This window comes from Streptomyces sp. NPDC057616, from assembly GCF_042800575.1.
In the GTDB taxonomy this organism is placed as follows: Bacteria; Actinomycetota; Actinomycetes; order Streptomycetales; family Streptomycetaceae; genus Streptomyces.
Genome location: NZ_JBHVGU010000004.1, coordinates 77,659 through 97,825, shown reverse-complemented (window position 1 = coordinate 97,825; position 20,167 = coordinate 77,659). Strand labels below are relative to the sequence as shown.

Here is a 20,167-nt window from a genome sequence, read left to right as displayed (position 1 = left end):
ACGCCAGTAAAGGGCACCGCCCTGTTCCGAACGTAGCTGTAGGCACGGCGTCCGAGTGCGAACATGCCGCAGCGCCCGGCGACAAAAATACGTCATCGGGCACCGCGGCATTTCGATGTACTGAGTGCTGAAGCGGGCTTGCGCCTGCATCAGGTTCAGGACGCGAGAACCTCGTCGAGCAGGGCCTCGGCCTTGTCCTCGTTCGTGTTCTCCGCGAGGGCGAGTTCGCTCACCAGGATCTGGCGGGCCTTGGCGAGCATCCGCTTCTCACCGGCGGACAGTCCGCGCTCGCGCTCACGACGCCACAGGTCACGCACCACTTCCGCGACCTTGATGACATCGCCCGAGGCGAGCTTCTCCAGGTTTGCCTTGTATCGACGCGACCAGTTCGTGGGCTCCTCGGCGTACGGCGCGCGCAGCACCTCGAAGACCCGGTCCAGCCCGTCCTGACCGACCACATCACGTACGCCGACGAACTCCGCATTGTCCGCTGGCACACGTACCGTCAGGTCACCCTGGGCGACCTTCAGCACCAAGTAGGTCTTGTCCACGCCTTTGATCTGGCGAGTTTCGATGGCCTCGATCAGCGCGGCCCCGTGATGGGGATAGACCACGGTGTCGCCAACCTTGAACGTCATGTGACAGGTACCCCTTCCGTGGCTATCCAGGGTAACACGGAAACGGCGGGTTCTGAATGGCGTTTTCGCAGGTCAGGGCATATCTCGGGGCTTGACAACAGCAACAGGAACGTGCTTCGCGGGGTCGGCGGAAGAAGGTATTCGCAGGTCGGAGGTGCTCTCCGGGGGAGGAGAAACGCGTACGTTACACACATCCGGAGGCCCTTCCAAGGGGACGAACGTCCGCATATGTCTGGTTCCAGATGTGCGACTTCCGCTACTCCGTTCGGTGCCGGGAGTCGCTTCCGCGCCGATTCCGGAATTGATCACGGGACCCCGTCGACGTCACCTGTTGTTCCCGGCGTGATCAATTCCGGGATGATCGCGCATTCCCGCGGAGAAATTTCGCGCCCCCGGCGTGCGCGGTATGCCGAAGCGGCTTATGTGAATGGCGGACGGGTGAGTGCGCCGCGCCCGCGTGAGCGATCCCGGCGCCCCGAGGGAGGGTCGGGTGCGGTGAGCCGGGAACGGCTCGGTAGCCTAAGGGCCACTGACAGACACTTGGGGCGGCTTCACCGGTCGCCACGCTCGAGTCAAGGAGTTGCCGCCGCCGTGAGCAGCAGCCTTCGACGCGGCGCTCTCGCCGCCGCCGCCATCGCGTTCTCGATCGCCTCGCTCGCCGCGTGCGGTGCCGGCAGTGACGCCCAGACCCTGGAGGTCAAGCCGGACAACGCGGCCGTGAAGGTCGGTGACATCAAGGTGCAGAACGCGCTGATCGTCACCCAGCCCGACATCAACGCGACCGGCCCGGCCGTGGTCTCGGCGACCCTCTTCAACAACGGCGACACCGCGCAGACCGTGGACTCGATCGCCCTGCCGAACGTCAACGCGACCGCCCAGGTCAAGCCGGCCAAGGGCGGCGGCAAGCTCGTCGTCCCGGCGCACGGCTCCGTGGTGATCGGCGGCAAGGGCAACGCCAGCGCCGTCCTGCCCAACGGGCGCGAGGCGGTCCAGGACGGCAGCGTCCGCAAGGTCACCTTCACGTTCAGCAAGACCGGCGACGTGAGCCTGCAGGCCTTCGTGGTGCCGGCCAAGAGCTACTTCGAGAAGTGGGGACCGAGCGAGATCCCGTCGGCTCCCGCCACCCCCACCGCCAAGCCGGGCAAGACCGCGACGGGCTCCCCCACCCCGACCGGCACGGCGGGCTCCGCCGCGAACACCCCGAACTCCTCGGCCACCCCGACGGACGCGGCCTCCGCGAGCGCGACGCCCTCCGGCCAGTAGCGCATCGCGGGGCGGCCGTGTCGTCGTAGGACGATGCGGCGGGCGCCGTAGCCGAAGAAGGGCGGGACCTCCTGGGAGGTCCCGCCCTTCGGCGTTCGTGCGGGGCGCGCGGGGCGCCCGGGGTGGTCTACGGCTCGAACTTGTAGCCGAGGCCGCGGACCGTGACCAGGTAGCGCGGGGCGCCCGGGTCCGGCTCGATCTTGGCGCGCAGGCGCTTGACGTGGACGTCGAGGGTCTTGGTGTCGCCCACGTAGTCGGCACCCCAGACGCGGTCGATGAGCTGCATACGGGTCAGTACCCGGCCCGCGTTGCGCAGGAGCATCTCCAGCAGGTCGAACTCCTTGAGGGGCAGGTCGACCTTGGAGCCGGAGACCGTGACCACATGGCGGTCCACGTCCATGCGGACCGGGCCGGCCTCCAGCGCCGCCGGGGTGACCTCCTCGGGCTCGCCGCGACGGCGCAGGACGGCCCGGATACGGGCGACCAGCTCGCGCGAGGAGAACGGCTTGGTGACATAGTCATCGGCTCCTATTTCCAGGCCGACGACCTTGTCGATCTCGCTGTCCTTGGCCGTCACCATGATGACGGGGACGTTGGAGCGGCCGCGCAGCTGGCGGCACACCTCCGTGCCGGGCAGCCCCGGCAGCATCAGGTCGAGGAGGACGAGGTCGGCGCCGTTGCGCTCGAACTCGTCGAGTCCGTCGGGGCCCGTGGTCGCCACGGCGACCTCGAAGCCCTCCTTGCGGAGCATGTACGACAGGGCGTCGGAGAAGGACTCCTCGTCCTCGACGACAAGCACTCGGGTCACGGAAGGACCTCCGGGGCGGGAAGCGGTTCGTACGGGGATGACTGGGGGGTGGTGCGGCCGGCCTCGTCGTCGAGATCGTCCAGGTCGGGATGTTGGTGCGCGCGGTCGCGGGCAACCCCCGCCTCCGGCAGCCTCAGGGTGAACGTGGAGCCCTGACCCTCCGAGCTCCACACCGTGACCTCCCCGCCGTGCGAGGCGGCCACGTGCTTGACGATCGCCAGCCCCAGTCCCGTACCGCCGGTGGCACGGGAGCGAGCGGGGTCGACGCGGTAGAAGCGCTCGAAGATGCGCTCCTTGTCCTTCTCCGAGATGCCGATCCCCTGATCGGTCACGGCCACCTCGATGTGCTCGCCGCCGGGCGCGGTCACCCGGCGGGCGGCTATGCCCACGCGGGTGCGGGCCGGGCTGTAGTTCACGGCGTTCTCGACCAGGTTGCCGAGGGCGGCGGCCAGCTGGCCCCGGTTGCCCCAGACGTGCAGGTCGGCCGTGCCTCCGGCGGCCATGGTGATCTGCTTGGCGCCGGCCTGGTGGCGGCAGCGGTCGATCGCCTCGGCGACCAGCTCGTCCACGCGGACGGGCTCGGCGTCCTCCAGCGGGTCGTCGTTCTGCACGCGGGAGAGGTCGATCAGCTCCTGCACCAGGTTGGTCAGGCGCGTGGCCTCGATCTGCATACGGCCGGCGAAGCGCTCGACCGCCTCCGGGTCGTCGGAGGCGTCCATGACGGCCTCGGACAGCAGGGAGAGGGCTCCGACCGGTGTCTTCAGCTCATGGCTCACGTTCGCGACGAAGTCCCGCCGCACCGCCTCGATGCGGCGGGCCTCCGTGAGGTCCTCGACCAGCAGGAGCACCAGCCGGGAGCCGAGGGGGGCGACGCGGGCGGAGACGGCGAGAGCCTCGCCCCGCCCGGTCCCCCGCCGGGGCAGGTCCAGCTCGACCTGGCGTATCTCCCCGTCCCGCCGGGTGTCCCGGGCCATCTGCAGCATCGGCTCGACCGAGAGCCGGCCGCCGCGGACCAGGCCCAGGGCGTACGCCGCGGAGCTGGCCTTCACGACGGCGTCGGCCTCGTCCAGGACGACGGCCGACGACCGGAGCACGGACAGGACGGTGTCCACACCCGGTGGCAGCACCGGGTCGGTGTGGAGGGAGGTACGCGTGGGGCGCTTCTGCTCCCGCTCGCTCCAGCGGAACGCCAGCATGGCGATCACGCCGGTGAGAACCCCGGCGATCGCTGCCGCTGCGGCGACCGCCGCGTTCACGTCCATGCCACCAGGTTAGGCATGCTGTCCGACATCCCCACAGCCGTCCGGGTGCGACCTCGAACACTCGTCGCCCAGAGTTCACCTTGGCGCCAGTATTGGTTCATTTGGGATGGCGGAAAACGACGCGTACAAGCCGGAACGTGGGAGCGTGGGGTGCGAAGCGCCGGTCGGACGACGGTCACGGGCCCCCGCCCCTGCCCCGGCAGCCCCGAAGAACACGTAAGAGAGGGATCCCTGATGCGGGACGCGTACCACGAGGAACTTGACTCGATCGGCGACGGTCTGGTGGACATGGCCCGGCTCGTCGGGTCGGCGATCGGACGCGCCACGACCGCCATCCTCGACTCCGACCTCAAGCTCGCCGAGAGCGTCATCGAGGGCGACAAGAAGGTCGACGAGCTCCAGCACGACCTGGAGGCGCGTGCGATAGCCCTGCTCGCCCGGCAGCAGCCGGTCGCCACCGACCTGCGCATCGTCGTCACCTCCCTGCGTATGTCCGCCGACCTGGAGCGCTCCGGCGACCTGGCCCAGCACGTCGCGAAGCTCGCCCGCCTCCGCTTCCCGGAGCGCGCGATCCCGCACGACCTGCACGCCACCATCCTGGAGATGGGCCAGCTCGCGCAGCGCCTGATGGCGAAGGCGGCCGAGGTGATCGTCACCAAGGACGTCGACCTGGCGATGCAGCTGGAGCAGGACGACGACGAGATGGACCTGCTGCACCGCACCCTCTTCCAGCACCTGCTGGACGACCGCTGGAAGCACGGCATCGAGACGGCGGTGGACGTCACCCTCCTCGGCCGCTACTACGAGCGGTACGCCGACCACGCGGTGGCCGTCGCCAAGCGCGTGGTGTTCCTGGTGACCGGTGAGCACGCGGACGACCTCCAGGGCGACATCCAGCCGGAGATCCAGCCGGTGGCGGGCGCCGAGGGGGCGTAGGGCGGAGGGGCAGGGCGTGCGGGCGCCACAGTGCGCCGTTGATGCGCCCGGTGAAGCGGGCATGCAATGGGCAGAGGCATCAGCCTCTAGGTCTCCAGGAGGACGCATGGCCGAAGCCCCCACCCCGCCCGACCCGACGCAGGAGCGCGAGACGGAACAGCCCGCCGAGATCAAGAGCCTCCCGCTCTTCGGCGCGTGCGGCTGCGGCTCGGGCTGCGGCTGCGGGTGCCAGTCGGGCAATCCCTGTCAGTGCGGTTGACCGCCTGACGACTCCGTACGCCGACGAAGGGCCCCGGTGCGTGCCGGGGCCCTTTTTCGTGGGGTGCGGCCGGTGCGCGCAGGTGATGAGCGGTCGCGCATGAATTCGACCGTGCACCCCCGTGTGACAAGGGCTTTCCAAGATCGTCCGGCTGCTAGCTTCCGCTCGTGACGCATTCGGAAACCACCGCGGAATCGCACGTACGGTCCTGCCCTGAGCCGGTCCACGACACACGGAACGCTTTCAGGCCAGTCCTGCTCGACCCCTCGGACAAGGACGGCCAGGCGGCGCTGACGGCGCTGCGGGAGTCGGGGGCGGTACGGGAGGTCCACGACCGCATCGACGACCAGCTGGAGGAACTGGTCCGCTGCCTGTGGCCGGGAGCGTCGCTGGAGGGGCCCGCCCTCACGGCCGCCGTCACCGCTGTGTGCGCCGGGGTTCCCCGCCGCCGCTACGGCACCTGGGTCTGGTATCCGTGGTCGGGACGGCTGGTGCACGTACTGCCGGCCGAGGAGTTCCGGCTGGTGCGCACCGACCGTAACCGCGACAAGATCACGCGCGCGGAACAGCAGGCGCTGCTCGGCCGCAGGATCGGCGTCCTGGGCCTGTCCGTCGGCAACAGCGCGGCGCTCACCTGTGTGATGGAGGGCGTGGGCGGATCGTTCCGTCTCGCGGACTTCGACCGGCTGGGCCTGTCCAACCTCAACCGGCTGCGCGCCGGTGTCCACGACCTCGGCGTGGAGAAGACGGTCCTGTGCGCGCGCCAGATGTACGAGATCGACCCGTACCTCGACGTCGAGATCCACCCTCGGGGCGTCACGGAGGAGACGATCGGCGACTTCTTCGGTACGGCCCCCGGTTCCGGGCTCGACCTGCTCGTCGAGGAGTGCGACACCCTGTGGGCGAAGGTCGCGGCCCGGGAGTACGCCCGCGCCCGGCGGATCCCGGTCCTGATGGACGCGAACGACCGCGGCCTGCTCGACGTGGAACGCTTCGACGAGGAGCCCGGCCGTCCCCTCTTCCACGGCCGCGCGGACGGCATCACGGCACGCGACGTCCACGATCTCGACCGCGCCGGTGCGCTCGAGGTGCTGCTGCGGATCGTCGACGAGAGCCGTCTCAGCCCCGCCATGACGGACGCCCTCGGGCGGATCGGCGACACGCTGTCGAGCTGGCCGCAGCTGGCCAGCGGGGTGATGCTCGGCGGAGCCCTGGTCACCGACACCGCGCGCCGCATCCTGCTGGGCGCCCCGGTCCCCTCCGGCCGCTACTACGTGGACCTCGAGGCCCTCGTCGCCGCCGAGCGCGCCGTACCCGCCGGGACCGCGCCATGAACCACGTCCCCGAACTGCACGGCGACCACCTGTGGTTGCGCGAACTGCGCGCCACCGACCTGGCGCCCTTCGAACGCATCCACACCCACCGCGTCCTGACCCGCTATCTCGGGATCGACCGCATGGACGCGCGCCAGGCGCAGGACGCCTTCGCGCAGTGCCTCGCCCAGCCGTACACCCATCCCCGGCGTAGGCACACCCTCGCCATCTGCGCGCCGGGCGACGACACCATGATCGGCACCATGGGCCTGCTGGTCGAGGACTACGGGCGCAACGCCATGCTCACCGGGCTGGTCCTGCTGCCCGACGCCTCCGTACGCGGCCACGGCCACGAGGCCGGACGCCTGCTGATGGCCTACGGCTTCGGCCGGCTGGGCCTGCACCGCATCTGGGCCGGCCACCGGGCCGACCACACCCGCATGCACGAGGTCATGCTCGCCGCCGGCCTGCACCCCGAGGCCACCCTGCGCGAGCTGTTCCACACCCAGGGCCGCTGGCACGACGTCACCACGTACGCCGCCCGCGCCCCGGAATGGCGCCGCACCGCCACCCGAACAGAACAGACGATCCTCGGGGGCTTGCCCCACCTCCGGCAACCGGCCTCGGGCCGCTGAGGGCCCAGGGCGCGCCCTGGTCGTGCAAAGCCCCCGATCCGCGCCGTAAGAGCGCAGGTCGGGGGCTCGATGACAAGAACTACTTCTTCTTGCCCTGGTTCTTGACCGCCTCGATTGCCGCTGCCGCCGCCTCGGGGTCGAGGTACCTGCCGCCCGGGGTGAGGGGCTTGAAGTCGGCGTCGAGTTCGTAGACGAGGGGGATGCCCGTCGGGATGTTCAGGCCCGCGATGTCCGCGTCCGAGATGCCGTCCAGGTGCTTGACCAGGGCGCGCAGGCTGTTGCCGTGGGCCGCGACCAGGACCGTGCGGCCCGTCAGCAGGTCCGGGACGATGCCGTCGTACCAGTACGGGAGCATCCGGCCGACTACGTCCTTGAGGCACTCCGTGCGCGGGCGCAGCTCCGGCGGGATGGAGGCGTAGCGCGGGTCGTCCGACTGGGAGAACTCGGTGCCGTCCTCGAGCGGGGGCGGCGGGGTGTCGTAGGAGCGGCGCCACAGCATGAACTGCTCCTCGCCGAACTCCGCGAGGGTCTGCGCCTTGTCCTTGCCCTGGAGGGCGCCGTAGTGGCGCTCGTTCAGGCGCCAGCTGCGGTGGACCGGGATCCAGTGGCGGTCCGCGGATTCGAGGGCCAGCTGGGCCGTGCGGATCGCGCGCTTCTGGAGGGACGTGTGGACCACGTCGGGGAGAAGGTCGGCGTCCTTCAGGAGCTCGCCACCGCGGACTGCCTCCTTCTCGCCCTTCTCGTTCAGGTTCACGTCCACCCAGCCGGTGAACAGGTTCTTCGCGTTCCACTCGCTCTCGCCGTGGCGGAGGAGGATCAGCTTGTACGGTGCGTCGGCCATGCCCCAGAGCGTAATCCACGCATTCGGGCCCCAGCAGGCCCGCCCATCAGCCGGACAGTTGACGGGATCCGTTAATTGACTGGCCGGTGCGGACGGCGGCTCAGTAAGTTGTGCCTGCCCCTTGGGGCACTTACACATCTTCTTGCCGTGCCGTGGGGGATCCTGATGTCCGTCGCCAGTCTGAGACGTGCCGCCCGGGAGAGCGTCTCGGGGCTCCCCCGGGAGTTCTGGTGGCTGTGGACGAGCACCCTCGTCAACCGCCTCGGGGCGTTCGTCGCCACCTTCATGGCGCTGTACCTGACGATCGACCGCGGCTACTCCGCCTCCTACGCCGGCCTCGTCGCCTCCCTGCACGGGCTCGGCGGGGTCGTCTCCTCGCTCGGTGCCGGCGTGATGACCGACCGGCTCGGCCGCCGCCCCACCCTGCTGATCGCCCAGTCCGCCACCGCCGGCTCCGTCGCCCTGCTCGGCTTCATGCACGACCCGGTCGCCATCGCCTCGGTCGCGTTCCTGGTGGGCATGGCGTCGAACGCCTCCCGGCCCGCCGTCCAGGCGATGATGGCCGACATCGTCCGGCCCGAGGACCGCGTCCGCGCGTTCTCCCTCAACTACTGGGCCATCAACCTCGGCTTCGCCGTCTCCTCCATGTCCGCCGGATTCATCGCCGAGTTCAGCTATCTCGCCGGGTTCCTGATCGAGGCCGGGATGACGGCCGTCTGCGCGGTCCTGGTCTTCCTGAAGCTGCCCGAATCCCGGCCGCAGCGGACGGCGGCCGGGAAGGCCGCGGAGGAGGTCGGGCTCGGGACCGTGCTGCGCGACGGGCGCTACATGGGCGTCGTCGGCCTGTCCTTCCTCGTCGCCGTCGTCTTCCAGCAGGGCTCGATCGGCCTGCCGGTCGCGATGGGCCAGGCCGGGTTCACACCCGCCGACTACGGCATGGCGATCGCGCTCAACGGCGTCATCATCGTCGCGCTCCAGATCCCCGTCACGCGGTTCATCGAACGCCGGGACCCGCGCCGGCTGCTCGTGATCTCGTCGCTGCTCGCCGGCTACGGCTTCGGGCTCACCGCCTTCGCCGGCTCCGTCGGCGTCTTCGCGCTCACCGTCTGCGTGTGGACCCTCGCCGAGATCGTCAACGCGCCGACGCAGACCAGCCTGGTCGTCCGGCTCTCACCGGTGCACGGCCGCGGCCGCTACCAGGGCATGTACACCCTGTCCTGGTCCCTCGCCGCGCTCGTTGCCCCGCTGATGTCCGGCCTGGTCATCGACCGGTTCGGGGCCGAGTGGCTGTGGGGGCTGTGCGCCGTCGTCGGCATGGTGGCGGCCGTCGGGTACGGGGCCCTGATGCGGCGCCTTCCGGCGGCGGGGACGGCGGCGGCGGTACCGGCCGCCGCCACCGGCGCGGCGGAGGTCCCCGCGAGCTGAGGCCCGCGGCGCTCACGTCAGCGGCCCCGGCCTCACGGATGCATCCGCGCTCGCGTCGGCGCCCTCGCCTCGCGGGTGCATCCGCGCTCACTTCTCACCTCTCACCGCCCGCGCCTCACGGATGCATCCGCGCACCCTTGATCACCTTGTCCACCGCGTTCTTCGGTCCGTAGACCGCGAGGCCCACCAGGTCCAGCCCGTCCGTGCCCACGGCCCGCACCGCCGCCCGGTTGTCGCGGTCGTTGCCGGTGCTGAACAGGTCGGAGGTGAAGACCGAGCGCGGCAGCGCGCGGGAGAGGGCCTTCGCGTGGGCCGACCGCAGCGTCTCCTTCGCGCCCTCGAAGACCAGGACCGGCTGGCGGAACATGGGGAGGTAACGGACGCCGTCCGCGTCCTCGTAGGGCTCGCCGATCACCTCGGGGACCTGGCTGCCCAGGCCGCTGACCAGGAACGCGGTGACGTTCAGACGCTGCCAGGGCTCCAGGTCCTCGCGCAGCAGGACGGCGATCTTGGTGTCGAAACGGATGGGTGCGTCGTCGCTCATACTCCGAGACTGCCGACCGGCCCGCGGCCTCGTCTTGTACGTTCTTTGCATGGCCCCGCAGCCGGAAGTGTCCGCCTGGCGGCCCCGTGTACCCGGCGTCGTCGAGGTCTTCCACGCCCACTTCACCGAGTACGCGTATCCGATGCACGTCCACGAGGCGTGGACGCTGCTCATCGTGGACGACGGTGCCGTGCGCTACGACCTGGAGCGGAACGAGCACGGCACGCCGCACGACACGGTCACCCTGCTGCCGCCGCACGTCCCGCACAACGGCTCCCCCGCAACGCCCTACGGCTTCCGCAAGCGGGTCCTGTATCTCGACGCCACGCGCCTGCCCGACGAGCTCATCGGGGCCGCGGTCGACCAGCCCGACCTGCGCGATCCCGTGCTGCGCACCCGGGTCGGGCAGCTGCACGCGGCCCTAGCGCACGCCGGGGACGAGCTGGAGGCCGAGAGCAGGCTGACGCTCATCGGCGAGCGGCTGCGCGGCCATCTGCGGCCGCGAGAGGTCGCCGACGGGTCCCGGTCCGACCCCGCGCTCGCGCGCCGGCTGCGCGAACTCCTCGACGAGCACGTCGTCGACGGGCTCACCCTCGACGAGGCCGCGGCGCTCGTCCACGCCCATCCGACGCATCTGGTACGGGCGTTCAGCACGGCCTACGGCATCGCCCCGCACCAGTACCTGAACTCGCGGCGGGTGGACCGGGCGCGCCGGCTGCTGCTCGACGGGCGCCCGGCGGGCGAGGTCGCGTCCGCCACGGGGTTCTTCGACCAGTCCCATCTCACCCGGCACTTCCGGAAGTTGGTGGGGGTCACGCCCGGGCGGTACGCGCGGACGGTACGCGGCTGACGCCGCCCGGTCCCGGCCACCGTCTACAACTCCCGTTGCGCCTCGTACAGGTTGCGCGGGCGCACCGCGTCCGTCGAGGGATACAGCTCCAGCCGGGAGTGCAGGTCGCCCGTGAAGTCCGGGACGTCGATCTGGTCGAACTCCGTCACCTCGTCGACGCCCACCGTCGCGGAGTACGGCGCCAGTCGGTCGATCTTCACCAGGCCCGCCCTGCCGTTGGTGACGCGGACGTTCCAGTGGGTGAAGCGGGCCCCGAAGAGCGGGCCGGCGCTGGCGTCGCCGCCGTGGCGGCCGTTGTTGTCGACCGTGATGTCGGTGCGGACGTTGGCGAAGGGCAGGCCGCGGTGGCTGTCGAAGGTGCCCATCCGCATGTCGCCGCGGGACCAGACGTTGTAGGAGGACAGGCCCTCGACGTTGATGCCGTGGAGCTGGGTGTTGGCCGGGGCGGGCACCGTGCGCTCCTCGATGGTGAAGTCCTCGACCAGGTTGTCGTGCGAGCCCTCGCGGCAGAAGTAGGGGTGGTGCTCGCCGCGGCCGCCCACCCGGGTGCGGCGCAGGGTGCAGGAGGAGGCGGCGACCAGGCCGAAGCCGTTGTCCACGTCGCGCACAGTGACGTCGTCCACCCAGCAGTCGTACGTGCACTGCAGCACGACCCCGTTGTAGCCCTTGTCCAGCAGGTGCTCGGACTGCGGCGTCGGGATCATCCGCAGGGTCAGGCCCTCGACGCCCGCACCCGTCAACTCCCGTACGTGGGTGGTGAACTGGGGCGTCCACTCGGGGCGCAGGTCCAGCGGGAGCGGGCGCTCCAGCGTGACGGTGCGGCCGCGGACGCGGGCGATGCGGACGGGCCATTCGTAGGGGACGTAGCTGAGGAGCTTGGTCTTGTCCTCCCAGTAGTACGCCGCCGGGCCGGGGCCGCCGCCCGCCATGTGCTGGAGGAGGGTGTGGGCCGGGTCGTCGGCGAGGCGGAGCAGGACCAGGGCGCCGGGGCGCAGGCGGGCGGGGTCGGCCACCCGCACGGTCCAGGAGCCCTGCCGCGCGGGCTCGATCGGCGTCAGGGCCCGCCACTCGTCCCGCTTGTTGCCGGTCCAGCCCTCGAAGGGCCACGCCTGCTCCTCGATGGCGGCGACAAGGGAGTCCCAACGGGCCTTCGGCGCCATCCAGATGAGGCCGCCCGCCCAGGACCACGACGACTTGGTGCCGCCGTAGCGGGAGCCGTAGACGCCGATCAGTTCGGTGAGGCTCCGGGTGGCGTACAGCGTCGTACGGCCGCTTCCGGCGCCGCGCAGCACCACGTTGTCGTGACCGATCCGGATCAGGTCGTCGATGCGGAAGGTGCCGGGCGGGATGGTGACCGTGCCACCGCCGGCCCGTCCGGCGGCGGCGATGGCACGGTTGATCGCGGGGGCGGAGTCGGTGGTGCCGTCCGCCACGGCTCCGTAGTCGCGTACGTCGGCGACGACGGGGCGGCGGGGGAAGCGCGCCGCCCCGCCGCCGTAGCCGGCCCGGCCGACGTACGGGATCTGCGGATGGGTGAAGGGGGTGCGGGTGAACTCCCGCCAGAGGGTCGGCACTTGGCCGCCGCGCGCCGGAGCGGCGAGGGCGGGTGTGCCGGTCGCCGCGGCGGCGGCCACCGCAGTGGCGGTGACGAGAACGCTGCGTCTGGTCATGCCGTGGTGCGCCGTGCTCATTCCGTACGTCCTTCCCATGCGACGTTTTCATGGTTGTGAACGACGTTCATATCTGCGTTGGGCGTGAGCATGGCATGGCGTACGGGGAGCGGGAAAGGGTCCTGCAGGGGTCAATCAGCTGCGGGGGTTCATTCAGTCGGCGGGGCGCTGGGTCAGGTGCGTGAATGCGTCCAGGTTGCGCGTCGACTCGCCGCGCGACACCCGCCACGCGTACTCCTTGCGGATCGCGGTGGCGAAGCCCAGTTCCAGGAGGGTGTTGAAGCTGTCGTCCGCCGCCTCCAGCACCTGGCCGAGGAGGCGGTCGATCTCGTCCGGGGTGACCGAGGAGAGCGGGAGGCGGGCGGTGACGTAGATGTCGCCGAGGCGGTCGACCGCGTAACTCACGCCGTACAGCTTGAGGTTGCGCTCCAGGAGCCAGCGGTGGACACCCGGCTCGTTCTCGTCGGGGTGGCGGATGACGAAGGCGTTCAGCGAGAGGGAGTGGCGGCCCACCAGGAGCGAGACGGTCGTCTTCAGCTTGCGGGTGCCGGGGAGCTGCACGACGTAGTTGCCGGCTTCCGGGCTCTCCCATTCGAGCTCGGCGTCCTTCAGGACGTCCTCGATCACCTGGGCCGCGTTCTGTGCATCAGCCATGGTGGGAGCGTACGCGACGGCGGTGCGCCTGCATCGCGGCCGTGTAGACGTCCGCCGTCGCGGCGGCCGCGGTGTCCCAGCCGAACGACTGCGCGTGCCGGGCCGCTTCCGCCCCCATACGGGTGGGCAGGGCCGGGTCGTCGGCGAAGTCACTCAGGACGCGCGCGTAGTCGGCGGGGTTGTGGCCCCGCACGAGGAAGCCGGTCTCTCCGTCGCGGACGGCGACCGGGAGGCCGCCGACGGACGCGGCGAGCACGGGGGTGCCGGCCGCCTGCGCCTCTATGGCGACCAGGCCGAACGACTCGCTGTAGGACGGCATCACGAGCACGGAGGCCGCCCGGAACCAGTCCGCGAGCTGCTCCTGGCCGACCGGCGGGCGGAAGCGTACGACGTCGGCGATGCCGAGGCGGGCGGCGAGCTTCTGCAGGCCCTCGGGCTTGGCGAGGCCGCTGCCGCTGGGGCCGCCGACGACGGGGACCAGGATGCGTGAGCGCAGCTCGGGGCGGCGGTCGAGGAGGGCGGCGACCGCGCGCAGCAGGATGTCCGGGGCCTTGAGGGGCTGGATGCGGCCCGCGAAGAGCGGGATCAGGGCGTCCTGCGGGAGGTCGAGGCGGGCGCGGGCTGCCGCGCGGCCGTCGGCGGGGCGGAAGCGGTCGAGGTTCACGCCGGGGTGGACGACCGCGACCTTGGCGGGGTCGGCGCAGTAGTGGCGTACGAGTTCGTCGGCCTCTTCGGAGGTGTTGGCGATGAGGCGGTCGGCGGCGGAGACGATCTGGGTCTCGCCGATGACGCGGGCGGCGGGCTCGGGGGTGTCGCCGTCGGCGAGGTTGGCGTTCTTGACCTTGGCCATGGTGTGCATGGCGTGGACGAGCGGGACGCCCCAGCGCTGGGCCGCGAGCCAGCCGACGTGGCCGGAGAGCCAGTAGTGGGAGTGGACCAGGTCGTAGTGGCCGGGGCGATGGCCGGCCCAGGCCTGCATCACGCCGTGGGTGAAGGCGCAGAGCTGGGCGGGGAGCTCCTCCTTGGCCAGGCCCTCGTAGGGGCCGGCGTCGACGTGGCGGACGAGGACGCCGGGGGCGAGTTCCACGGTCGGGGGGAGGGCGGCGGCGGTGGCGCGCGTGAAGATCTCCACCTCGATGTTGATCGCGGCGAGGCGCTGCGCAAGCTCGACGATGTAGACGTTCATGCCGCCCGCGTCGCCCGTGCCGGGCTGGTGCAGGGGGGAGGTGTGTACGGAGAGCATGGCCACGCGGCGGGGGCGGCGGTGGAGCCGGAGCCGCGGGGGCGTTGCCTGCGAGCGACGCCCGAGCCTGCTGACGTACTGGCTCACGTGGCGTTCCTCCTTGTGCGGGCATGCCTGGAGGAGGGTGTGGGGCTCCCTCCAAGGTGGGCAACAGCGGAGGGGTGTGTTCCCATTCCGGGCGGCGTTAATTTTGCCTAGGCATTACCGGGTGTCGCTCAACTGTTCGGGGGTGTGGTGCGTAGGGGTGCGGGCAGGATGCCCGCGACGCCCTCTGGCACGTTCGGGGGTGCGCGTTGCGCACGTCGCGTTGGTGGGGGTCGGGGGCTCGTCGCTGCGGCGCATACCCTCGTACGTATGACTTCCCGCGCCGTCCGCCGTCCCGTGGGCACGGTGACGCGCGGGACCACCAATCCCAATCGGCTGCGGCGGATGGATCGGTGGATCGCCGCCGCGCATGGGGCCGCCCTGCGGCGGGTCGACGATCCTGTTGCTGTTGATCTCGGGTATGGGGCCGCGCCCTGGACCGCTGTGGAGTTGCTCGTGCGCCTTCGGGCGGTTGCCCCGCGTGTGCGGGTGGTGGGGGTGGAGATCGAGCCCGAGCGGGTGGCTGCGGCCAAGTCCTGTGAGCGGGACGGGCTTGTCTTTGTGCACGGGGGATTTGAGATTCCTGTTGCCGGGCGGCCGATGCTCGTGCGTGCCGCCAATGTGCTGCGGCAGTACGAGGAAGCGGACGTTGCGGGGGTGTGGGAGCGGCTGTGCGGACGGCTTGCACCCGGAGGGCTGCTGGTCGAGGGGACGTGTGACGAGATCGGGCGGCGGCATGTGTGGGTCGCGCTCGGGCCGGAGGGGCCTCGGACGGTCACCTTCGCCGCCCGGCTGGGGTCTCTTGAACGGCCGTCCGATCTCGCGGAGCGGCTGCCCAAGGCGCTCATTCACCGCAATGTGCCCGGGGAAGCCGTGCACGCGTTTCTGCGTGACTTCGACCGGGCCTGGGCGGCGGCCGCTCCTTACGCCTCCTACGGCGCCCGGCAGCGGTGGGTGCGGGCCGTGGGGGATCTTGCGGGTGACTGGCCGCTGGCCGACGGGCCCGTGCGGTGGCGGCAAGGTGAAGTGACGGTGGAGTGGAGCGCGTTGACCCCTCGCGGGTGACCGCCGGAGGCGGGTTGACCTGCGGGGAACGATCACGTTGAGCCGTTCGTCCCAAAGGCGGGGAGCGACGCGGTCTGTCGTTTTGCGCGTCGCCGTGGCACGATCCCCCAGGCATCCGTAAGTTACTGACGGTAAATCAGTTTGGGGTGGCGGTATGGGTACGGGCACGCGCGGCCTGATCGCGACGGCCGTGACCGTGGTCTGCGCGGTCACCGTGCTGGCCGTGCCGGGTACGGCGTTCGCCGTCCCTGAGCCGACCGCGTCTCCGTCTGCCCCCTCTACCCCCGCTGCCGACAAGGACCTTGAGGCCGTTCGGGCGAAACTGGACAAGCTGTACCACGACGCCGCCGTGGCCACGGACTCGTACAACGCCGCCCAGGAGAAGGCCGACAAGCAGTCCGCCGCGATCGTCGAGCTGGCCAGGAAGATCGTCAAGGGACAGCAGAAGCTGGACCGGCTGAAGGAGCGGGCGGGTGCCGCGGCCGCCGCCCAGTACCGCACCGGCGGCCTGCCCGACGAGGCCCGACTGCTGCTCAGCGACGACCCGCAGGAGTTCCTCGACGGCGCGGACCGGACCATGCAGGGCGAGCGCGCCGCCAAGGGCCTGATCGGGGAACTGACCCGGACGCAGCAGGACTTGGCGCAGTACGCCAAGGACGCCTCCGCCCAGTGGAAGGAGCTGGAGGCCAACCGCAAGGCGAAGGACGCCGCCCGCAAGAAGATCAAGAAGCAGATCTCGGAGGCCGAGAAGCTCGAGGCCCGGCTGGCGAAGAAGGAGAAGGAGCGCCTCGCCAAGCTGGAGGAGGACGCCGCCCTCAAGGCCCAGACCGCCTGGCTCGACTCCGGCGTCCTCGACGAGATCAAGGGCAAGGCGTCCGCCGAGGGCAAGAAGGCCGTCGCGTACGCCACCGCCCAGATCGGCAAGCCGTACGAGTGGGGCGCCGAGGGGCCGGACACCTACGACTGCTCGGGGCTCACCTCACAGGCGTGGGCCGACGCCGGCCACGCCATTCCGCGCACCTCGCAGGAGCAGTGGAAGCAGCTGAAGCACATCGACGTGAAGGACATGCGACCGGGCGACCTGGTCATCTACTTCCACGACGCCACCCATGTCGGGATGTACATCGGTGACGGTGCCATCGTCCACGCCCCACGGCCCGGGCGGACGGTGACGATCACGGGCGCGGGCTCGATGCCGATCCTCGGGGTGGTCAGGCCCGACGCCTGAGAGGCAGGTCACGTGACCCAGGGCACGCCGAACACCCCTGTAAACGCATGGCGGACGTGACGTTCGTCATTCCGGTCCGCCGGCTCTCCTGTCCAACTGCGGTACGGATCGCGGCATATGACGCTGGCGCCTCGCCAAGCGGCGTGTCTCACACCATTCCTTTACGGCACCACCACCCGCTATGGTCCCCGTCGGTGGATCGAGATCTCTCGCCCACCACGCCCTCGGGGGGAGGGAAGGAACTCAAGACGATGCCCGTACCCATACCGCGGCAGAGAGCGATCCCGGCCGCGGAGAGTGGTCAGGCTCCGGCCGCACAACCAGGCGGCACCTCCAAGGACGAGATTTCGCGCAAGGAAGCAACGGTCGACAACAACGCCGCCACCACGAACCTGACGCTGCTGCTGATCGAGGACGATCCCGGCGGCTCAGCGGTCGTGCCCGAACTGCAGGACGCGGCCGGCCGGCCGATCCGCGTCCGCACGGCCCGCAACCTCACCGAGGCCGAGCGGCTGCTGACCGACGACGTGCACTGCATTCTGCTGGACCTCGCACTGCCGGCCCCGGGCCGCGGTGCCGACGAGGACGAGCTGGCCGTGCTCCGGCACGTGCTGGAGCTCGCGCCCCGGCACGCCGTCCTCGCCCTCACCGCGTCCGGCGACGCCGAGCGCGGCGCGGAGGCGGTGCGGGTCGGCGCCCAGGACTACCTCTTCCGCGACGAACTCGACACCCAGCTGCTGAGCCGCGCCATCCGCTACGCCGTGGAGAGGAAACGTTCCGACACGGCCGAGCGGCGCCTGGCCGAGGGCCGGGTGCGCGCCCAGGAGAACCGCCGCCTGGAGCGCGGGCTGCTGCCGACGCCGCTGCTGGAGGGCTCCTCCCTGCGGTTCGCCGCCCGCTACCGCCCGGGACGCTCGCGCGCCCTGCTCGGCGGTGACTTCTACGACGTCGTACGCACCCCGGACGGGACCGTGCACGCCATGATCGGCGACGTCTGCGGGCACGGCCCGGACGAGGCCGCGCTCGGCGTGGAGCTGCGCATCGCCTGGCGCGCGCTGACCCTGGCGGGTCTGTGCGGCGACCAGTTGCTGGGGACCCTGCAGCAGGTGCTGGAGCACGAGCGCGCCGACGAGGAGATCTTCGCGACGCTGTGCACGGTGGACATCTCGCCGGACGGCCGCAGCGCCGGGCTGTGCCTGGCCGGGCACCCGTCCCCGCTGATCGCCCGCCCGGGCCGGCCGGCCCGGCTGCTGCCGTACGACAACAACGGCCCCGCCCTCGGCATGCTGCCGGGCGCGCGGTGGCCGCGGATGCAGGTGGATCTCGGCCGTGAGTGGAGCCTGATGCTCTACACCGACGGTCTGATCGAGGGCCGGATCGGCGTGGGCCGGGAACGGCTCGGCCAGGACGGCATGGTGGAGATGGTGCGCCGCCAGCTCGCCGACGGCCTGCGCGGCGAGGAGCTGCTGCGGGCGGCGGTGAACGAGGTGCGCGAGCTCAACGGCGGCGAGCTGACCGACGACGTCGCCGTGCTGCTGCTGGACCGGGAAGCCTGACGGCCCGGACTGCGGGGGGCCGGCCCTGCTCGGCCGCCATGGGGCGGCTGACTCAGCGGCCGCCGTTGTACGGGCCGTACGGGCCGTCGCTGCTCGAACCCCGGCGGCCGTTGCGGCCGCCGCCCGGCAGGCCGCGCAGGGCCGGGCGCACGTCGACCATGTACACGATGGTCGCGATGAGGCCGATCACCGGCAGGAACGACAGGATGTTGAAGATCAGGTTCACCACGAAGGCGATCGCCAGGATGATCAGCCAGAACGGCTTGCTCTGCTTGCTGGCCGCGCGATAGGCGTCCTCGCGGCGCGTGGCGGCGTCGATCAGCGCGAAGCCGCTGAACACGATCAGGGCCATGCTCAGCAGCCACATGAAGCCTGCGAACCCCTGCATCAGCACTACGTCCACCACCAGACTCGGCTTGTTCCTGTGCGGTCACCGTACCCGTTCGCACACTGCCGCTGTACGGGGAACGGGTCGGGCACTCCAGGAGTGCCCGACCCGTTACCGATCACCCGTCCGTGTCACTTCGCGGGCGGCGTGGTCTTCTTCGCGGTGGTCTTGCGGGCCGCCGGCGCCTTCTTGGGGGCGACCGGCTTCTTCGCGGCGGCGGGCTCGGCCTTCGCCTCGGCGGGCTTGGCGGCACCCTTCACCTCGACCGGCTCGGCCTTGGGCTCGACGGCGACGGCGAGGTCCTCGACCTCCTCGGCGACCGTCTCGATGCCCTCGGCGGCCTCGCCGCGCCAGGTGCGCACGGCCTGCTCGCCGTGCTCGGCGACCTTCTCGTAGGTCTCACGGGCCTTGACGGCGTACTCGGCGGCGACGCCGACACCGCGCAGCGCGATGTCCTGGGCGGACTCGCCCCACTTCTTCAGGTCGGCGTCGATGGTGGAGCCGAGCTTCTTCAGGTCGCCGTCGAGGGTCGCGATGAACTCGCTGACCTTGGTCTGCAGGGACTCCTGCGTCTCCTTGACCCGCGCCTGCGTCTCCTTGACGCGGGCCTGGGCCTTCTCCTGGACGGCCTTGGTGTCGGTGTTGCGGACGGCCTCGAACCGGGCCGGGGCCTCGGTGCGCAGCTGCTCCACCAGGCCGGGCACCTTCTTGGCCTGCTGGAAGGCCAGGTCGGCGGTGCCGGCGGCGAAGTACAGCGGCGTCGGGTCGCTGAGGGTCTTGCGCAGATCGTCGGTGATGGCCATGGCGATGGACCTCCCGGTCACTTTCAGCTGAGGGTTTTGGTCCCGCGGGCAACCTGGGCCGGTGGTCAGCCGGCGGGCCGCTGCGGGTCGTGCGGTTCGGCGTCACTGCCGTCGGACGTGCGGGTGCGGCGCGTGGCGGACTTCCGTCCGCCGGCCGCAGGGGTCTTGCGGGTGCGGCCTATGGCGGTGTCGTCCTCCGCGTCCGGGACCGCCGCCGGGCCCGGCCCGGGCTCGGTGGTCAGGACCACCTCGCCGTCCGCCGGGGCCTGATCGGTCTCCTTGTCGTCCGCGCCGCTCCCGAATCCGTTCTCCTTGCGGAAGGACTCGTAGATCTGGAGCAGCACCTGTTTCTGCCGCTCGTTCAGCGTGGGATCGGCGAGGATGACGGCGCGCGTCTCCACCTCGTCCCGGTCCCGCTCGGCGTCGAGGATGCCGGCGCGCACGTACAGCGTCTCGGCGGAGATCCGCAGCGCCTTGGCGACCTGCTGCAGCACCTCCGCACTCGGCTTGCGCAGCCCGCGCTCGATCTGGCTCAGATACGGATTCGACACCCCGGCGGCGTCGGCGAGCTGCCTGAGCGACAGCTGCGCGGAGCGCCGCTGTTCGCGCAGGTACTCGCCGAGATTGCCGACGTTGAGCGATGCCATGCCTCTACCTTGCACCACCCTCGCTAACTATTGCAAGCACGTGCTTGCAAAAGTG

The 20,167-nt window shown here is 70.9% G+C and carries 21 protein-coding genes; 10 read left to right on the top strand and 11 right to left on the bottom strand.

Annotated elements, in window-relative coordinates; translation table 11 throughout:
• Nucleotides 1–155: 155 nt before the first annotated feature.
• Complete coding sequence (locus tag ACFU97_RS05795; protein WP_003953493.1) at nt 156–638, bottom strand: CarD family transcriptional regulator; 483 nt, start codon at nt 636–638, stop codon at nt 156–158.
• A gap of 591 nt (nt 639–1,229) precedes the next feature.
• On the opposite strand from ACFU97_RS05795, the gene ACFU97_RS05790 reads away from it, so the two are divergent.
• On the top strand, nt 1,230–1,901 hold the full coding sequence (locus ACFU97_RS05790) for a DUF461 domain-containing protein (RefSeq protein ID WP_384251379.1): 672 nt from the start codon (nt 1,230–1,232) through the stop codon (nt 1,899–1,901).
• 127 nt (nt 1,902–2,028) lie between these two features.
• Here ACFU97_RS05790 and ACFU97_RS05785 read toward each other — a convergent pair whose 3' ends face one another.
• Nucleotides 2,029–2,709 (bottom strand): response regulator transcription factor, encoded by a 681-nt coding sequence (locus ACFU97_RS05785; RefSeq protein WP_015659563.1) that lies wholly within the window; start codon nt 2,707–2,709, stop codon nt 2,029–2,031.
• Complete coding sequence (locus ACFU97_RS05780; RefSeq protein ID WP_384251376.1) at nt 2,706–3,971, bottom strand: sensor histidine kinase; 1,266 nt, start codon at nt 3,969–3,971, stop codon at nt 2,706–2,708. Before ACFU97_RS05780 ends, ACFU97_RS05785 begins: the two co-directional genes overlap by 4 nt.
• A 234-nt stretch (nt 3,972–4,205) precedes the next feature.
• On the opposite strand from ACFU97_RS05780, the gene phoU reads away from it, so the two are divergent.
• The 4 genes from phoU to ACFU97_RS05760 all read left to right on the top strand — a co-directional run bounded on the left by phoU (nt 4,206) and on the right by ACFU97_RS05760 (nt 7,114).
• Nucleotides 4,206–4,907, top strand: a complete 702-nt coding sequence (phoU, locus tag ACFU97_RS05775; RefSeq protein ID WP_384251373.1) for a phosphate signaling complex protein PhoU — start codon at nt 4,206–4,208, stop codon at nt 4,905–4,907.
• A gap of 106 nt (nt 4,908–5,013) precedes the next feature.
• Nucleotides 5,014–5,166 carry a hypothetical protein gene (locus ACFU97_RS05770; protein ID WP_384251370.1) on the top strand — a complete coding sequence of 51 codons (153 nt, stop codon included), beginning with the start codon at nt 5,014–5,016 and terminating at the stop codon, nt 5,164–5,166.
• Between the two features lie 167 nt (nt 5,167–5,333).
• Complete coding sequence (locus ACFU97_RS05765; protein ID WP_384251368.1) at nt 5,334–6,500, top strand: ThiF family adenylyltransferase; 1,167 nt, start codon at nt 5,334–5,336, stop codon at nt 6,498–6,500.
• The gene (locus ACFU97_RS05760; RefSeq protein ID WP_384251365.1) at nt 6,497–7,114 is read left to right on the top strand and encodes a GNAT family N-acetyltransferase; all 618 of its coding nucleotides are present in this window, start codon (nt 6,497–6,499) and stop codon (nt 7,112–7,114) included. The genes ACFU97_RS05765 and ACFU97_RS05760 overlap by 4 nt, the downstream gene beginning before the upstream one ends.
• A gap of 79 nt (nt 7,115–7,193) precedes the next feature.
• Here the strand turns inward: ACFU97_RS05760 and ACFU97_RS05755 are convergent, their stop codons facing one another.
• The gene (locus ACFU97_RS05755; RefSeq protein WP_384251362.1) at nt 7,194–7,955 is read right to left on the bottom strand and encodes a phosphoglyceromutase; all 762 of its coding nucleotides are present in this window, start codon (nt 7,953–7,955) and stop codon (nt 7,194–7,196) included.
• 165 nt (nt 7,956–8,120) lie between these two features.
• On the opposite strand from ACFU97_RS05755, the gene ACFU97_RS05750 reads away from it, so the two are divergent.
• Nucleotides 8,121–9,380 carry an MDR family MFS transporter gene (locus ACFU97_RS05750; RefSeq protein ID WP_384251360.1) on the top strand — a complete coding sequence of 420 codons (1,260 nt, stop codon included), beginning with the start codon at nt 8,121–8,123 and terminating at the stop codon, nt 9,378–9,380.
• A 115-nt stretch (nt 9,381–9,495) separates the two neighbouring features.
• Here the strand turns inward: ACFU97_RS05750 and ACFU97_RS05745 are convergent, their stop codons facing one another.
• Entirely contained in the window at nt 9,496–9,975 is a 480-nt protein-coding gene (locus ACFU97_RS05745) for a DUF2000 family protein (protein ID WP_384251358.1), read from the bottom strand.
• Here ACFU97_RS05745 and ACFU97_RS05740 point away from each other — a divergent pair.
• On the top strand, nt 9,974–10,774 hold the full coding sequence (locus ACFU97_RS05740) for an AraC family transcriptional regulator (RefSeq protein WP_384251356.1): 801 nt from the start codon (nt 9,974–9,976) through the stop codon (nt 10,772–10,774). The two genes, ACFU97_RS05745 and ACFU97_RS05740, sit on opposite strands and share 2 nt — an antisense overlap.
• Before the next feature lie 23 nt (nt 10,775–10,797).
• On the opposite strand, the gene ACFU97_RS05735 is transcribed toward ACFU97_RS05740, so the two are convergent.
• From ACFU97_RS05735 to mshA, 3 genes are all read right to left on the bottom strand, one after another.
• Complete coding sequence (locus ACFU97_RS05735; RefSeq protein ID WP_384251353.1) at nt 10,798–12,465, bottom strand: glycosyl hydrolase family 28-related protein; 1,668 nt, start codon at nt 12,463–12,465, stop codon at nt 10,798–10,800.
• Between the two features lie 132 nt (nt 12,466–12,597).
• Nucleotides 12,598–13,098, bottom strand: coding sequence for a YbjN domain-containing protein (locus tag ACFU97_RS05730; RefSeq protein ID WP_384251351.1), 501 nt, complete (start codon nt 13,096–13,098; stop codon nt 12,598–12,600).
• Nucleotides 13,091–14,428 (bottom strand): D-inositol-3-phosphate glycosyltransferase, encoded by a 1,338-nt coding sequence (gene mshA, locus ACFU97_RS05725; protein ID WP_384251348.1) that lies wholly within the window; start codon nt 14,426–14,428, stop codon nt 13,091–13,093. Before mshA ends, ACFU97_RS05730 begins: the two co-directional genes overlap by 8 nt.
• A 267-nt stretch (nt 14,429–14,695) precedes the next feature.
• On the opposite strand from mshA, the gene ACFU97_RS05720 reads away from it, so the two are divergent.
• From ACFU97_RS05720 to ACFU97_RS05710, 3 genes are all read left to right on the top strand, one after another.
• Nucleotides 14,696–15,490: a class I SAM-dependent methyltransferase gene (locus ACFU97_RS05720; protein ID WP_384251345.1), complete on the top strand. Its 795-nt coding sequence runs from the start codon at nt 14,696–14,698 to the stop codon at nt 15,488–15,490.
• A gap of 154 nt (nt 15,491–15,644) precedes the next feature.
• A complete protein-coding gene (locus tag ACFU97_RS05715) occupies nt 15,645–16,718 on the top strand; it encodes an NlpC/P60 family protein (RefSeq protein WP_384251343.1) in 1,074 nt (357 codons plus the stop codon).
• A 251-nt stretch (nt 16,719–16,969) separates the two neighbouring features.
• Nucleotides 16,970–18,274: a PP2C family protein-serine/threonine phosphatase gene (locus tag ACFU97_RS05710; RefSeq protein WP_384251340.1), complete on the top strand. Its 1,305-nt coding sequence runs from the start codon at nt 16,970–16,972 to the stop codon at nt 18,272–18,274.
• Between the two features lie 52 nt (nt 18,275–18,326).
• Here the strand turns inward: ACFU97_RS05710 and ACFU97_RS05705 are convergent, their stop codons facing one another.
• The 3 genes from ACFU97_RS05705 to ACFU97_RS05695 form a co-directional block, all read right to left on the bottom strand.
• Nucleotides 18,327–18,662 (bottom strand): DUF2516 family protein, encoded by a 336-nt coding sequence (locus ACFU97_RS05705; protein ID WP_384251338.1) that lies wholly within the window; start codon nt 18,660–18,662, stop codon nt 18,327–18,329.
• Nucleotides 18,663–18,793: 131 nt separating this feature from the next.
• Complete coding sequence (locus ACFU97_RS05700; RefSeq protein ID WP_384251336.1) at nt 18,794–19,465, bottom strand: hypothetical protein; 672 nt, start codon at nt 19,463–19,465, stop codon at nt 18,794–18,796.
• A 65-nt stretch (nt 19,466–19,530) separates the two neighbouring features.
• A complete protein-coding gene (locus tag ACFU97_RS05695; RefSeq protein WP_384251333.1) occupies nt 19,531–20,112 on the bottom strand; it encodes a helix-turn-helix domain-containing protein in 582 nt (193 codons plus the stop codon).
• Nucleotides 20,113–20,167: the final 55 nt, after the last annotated feature.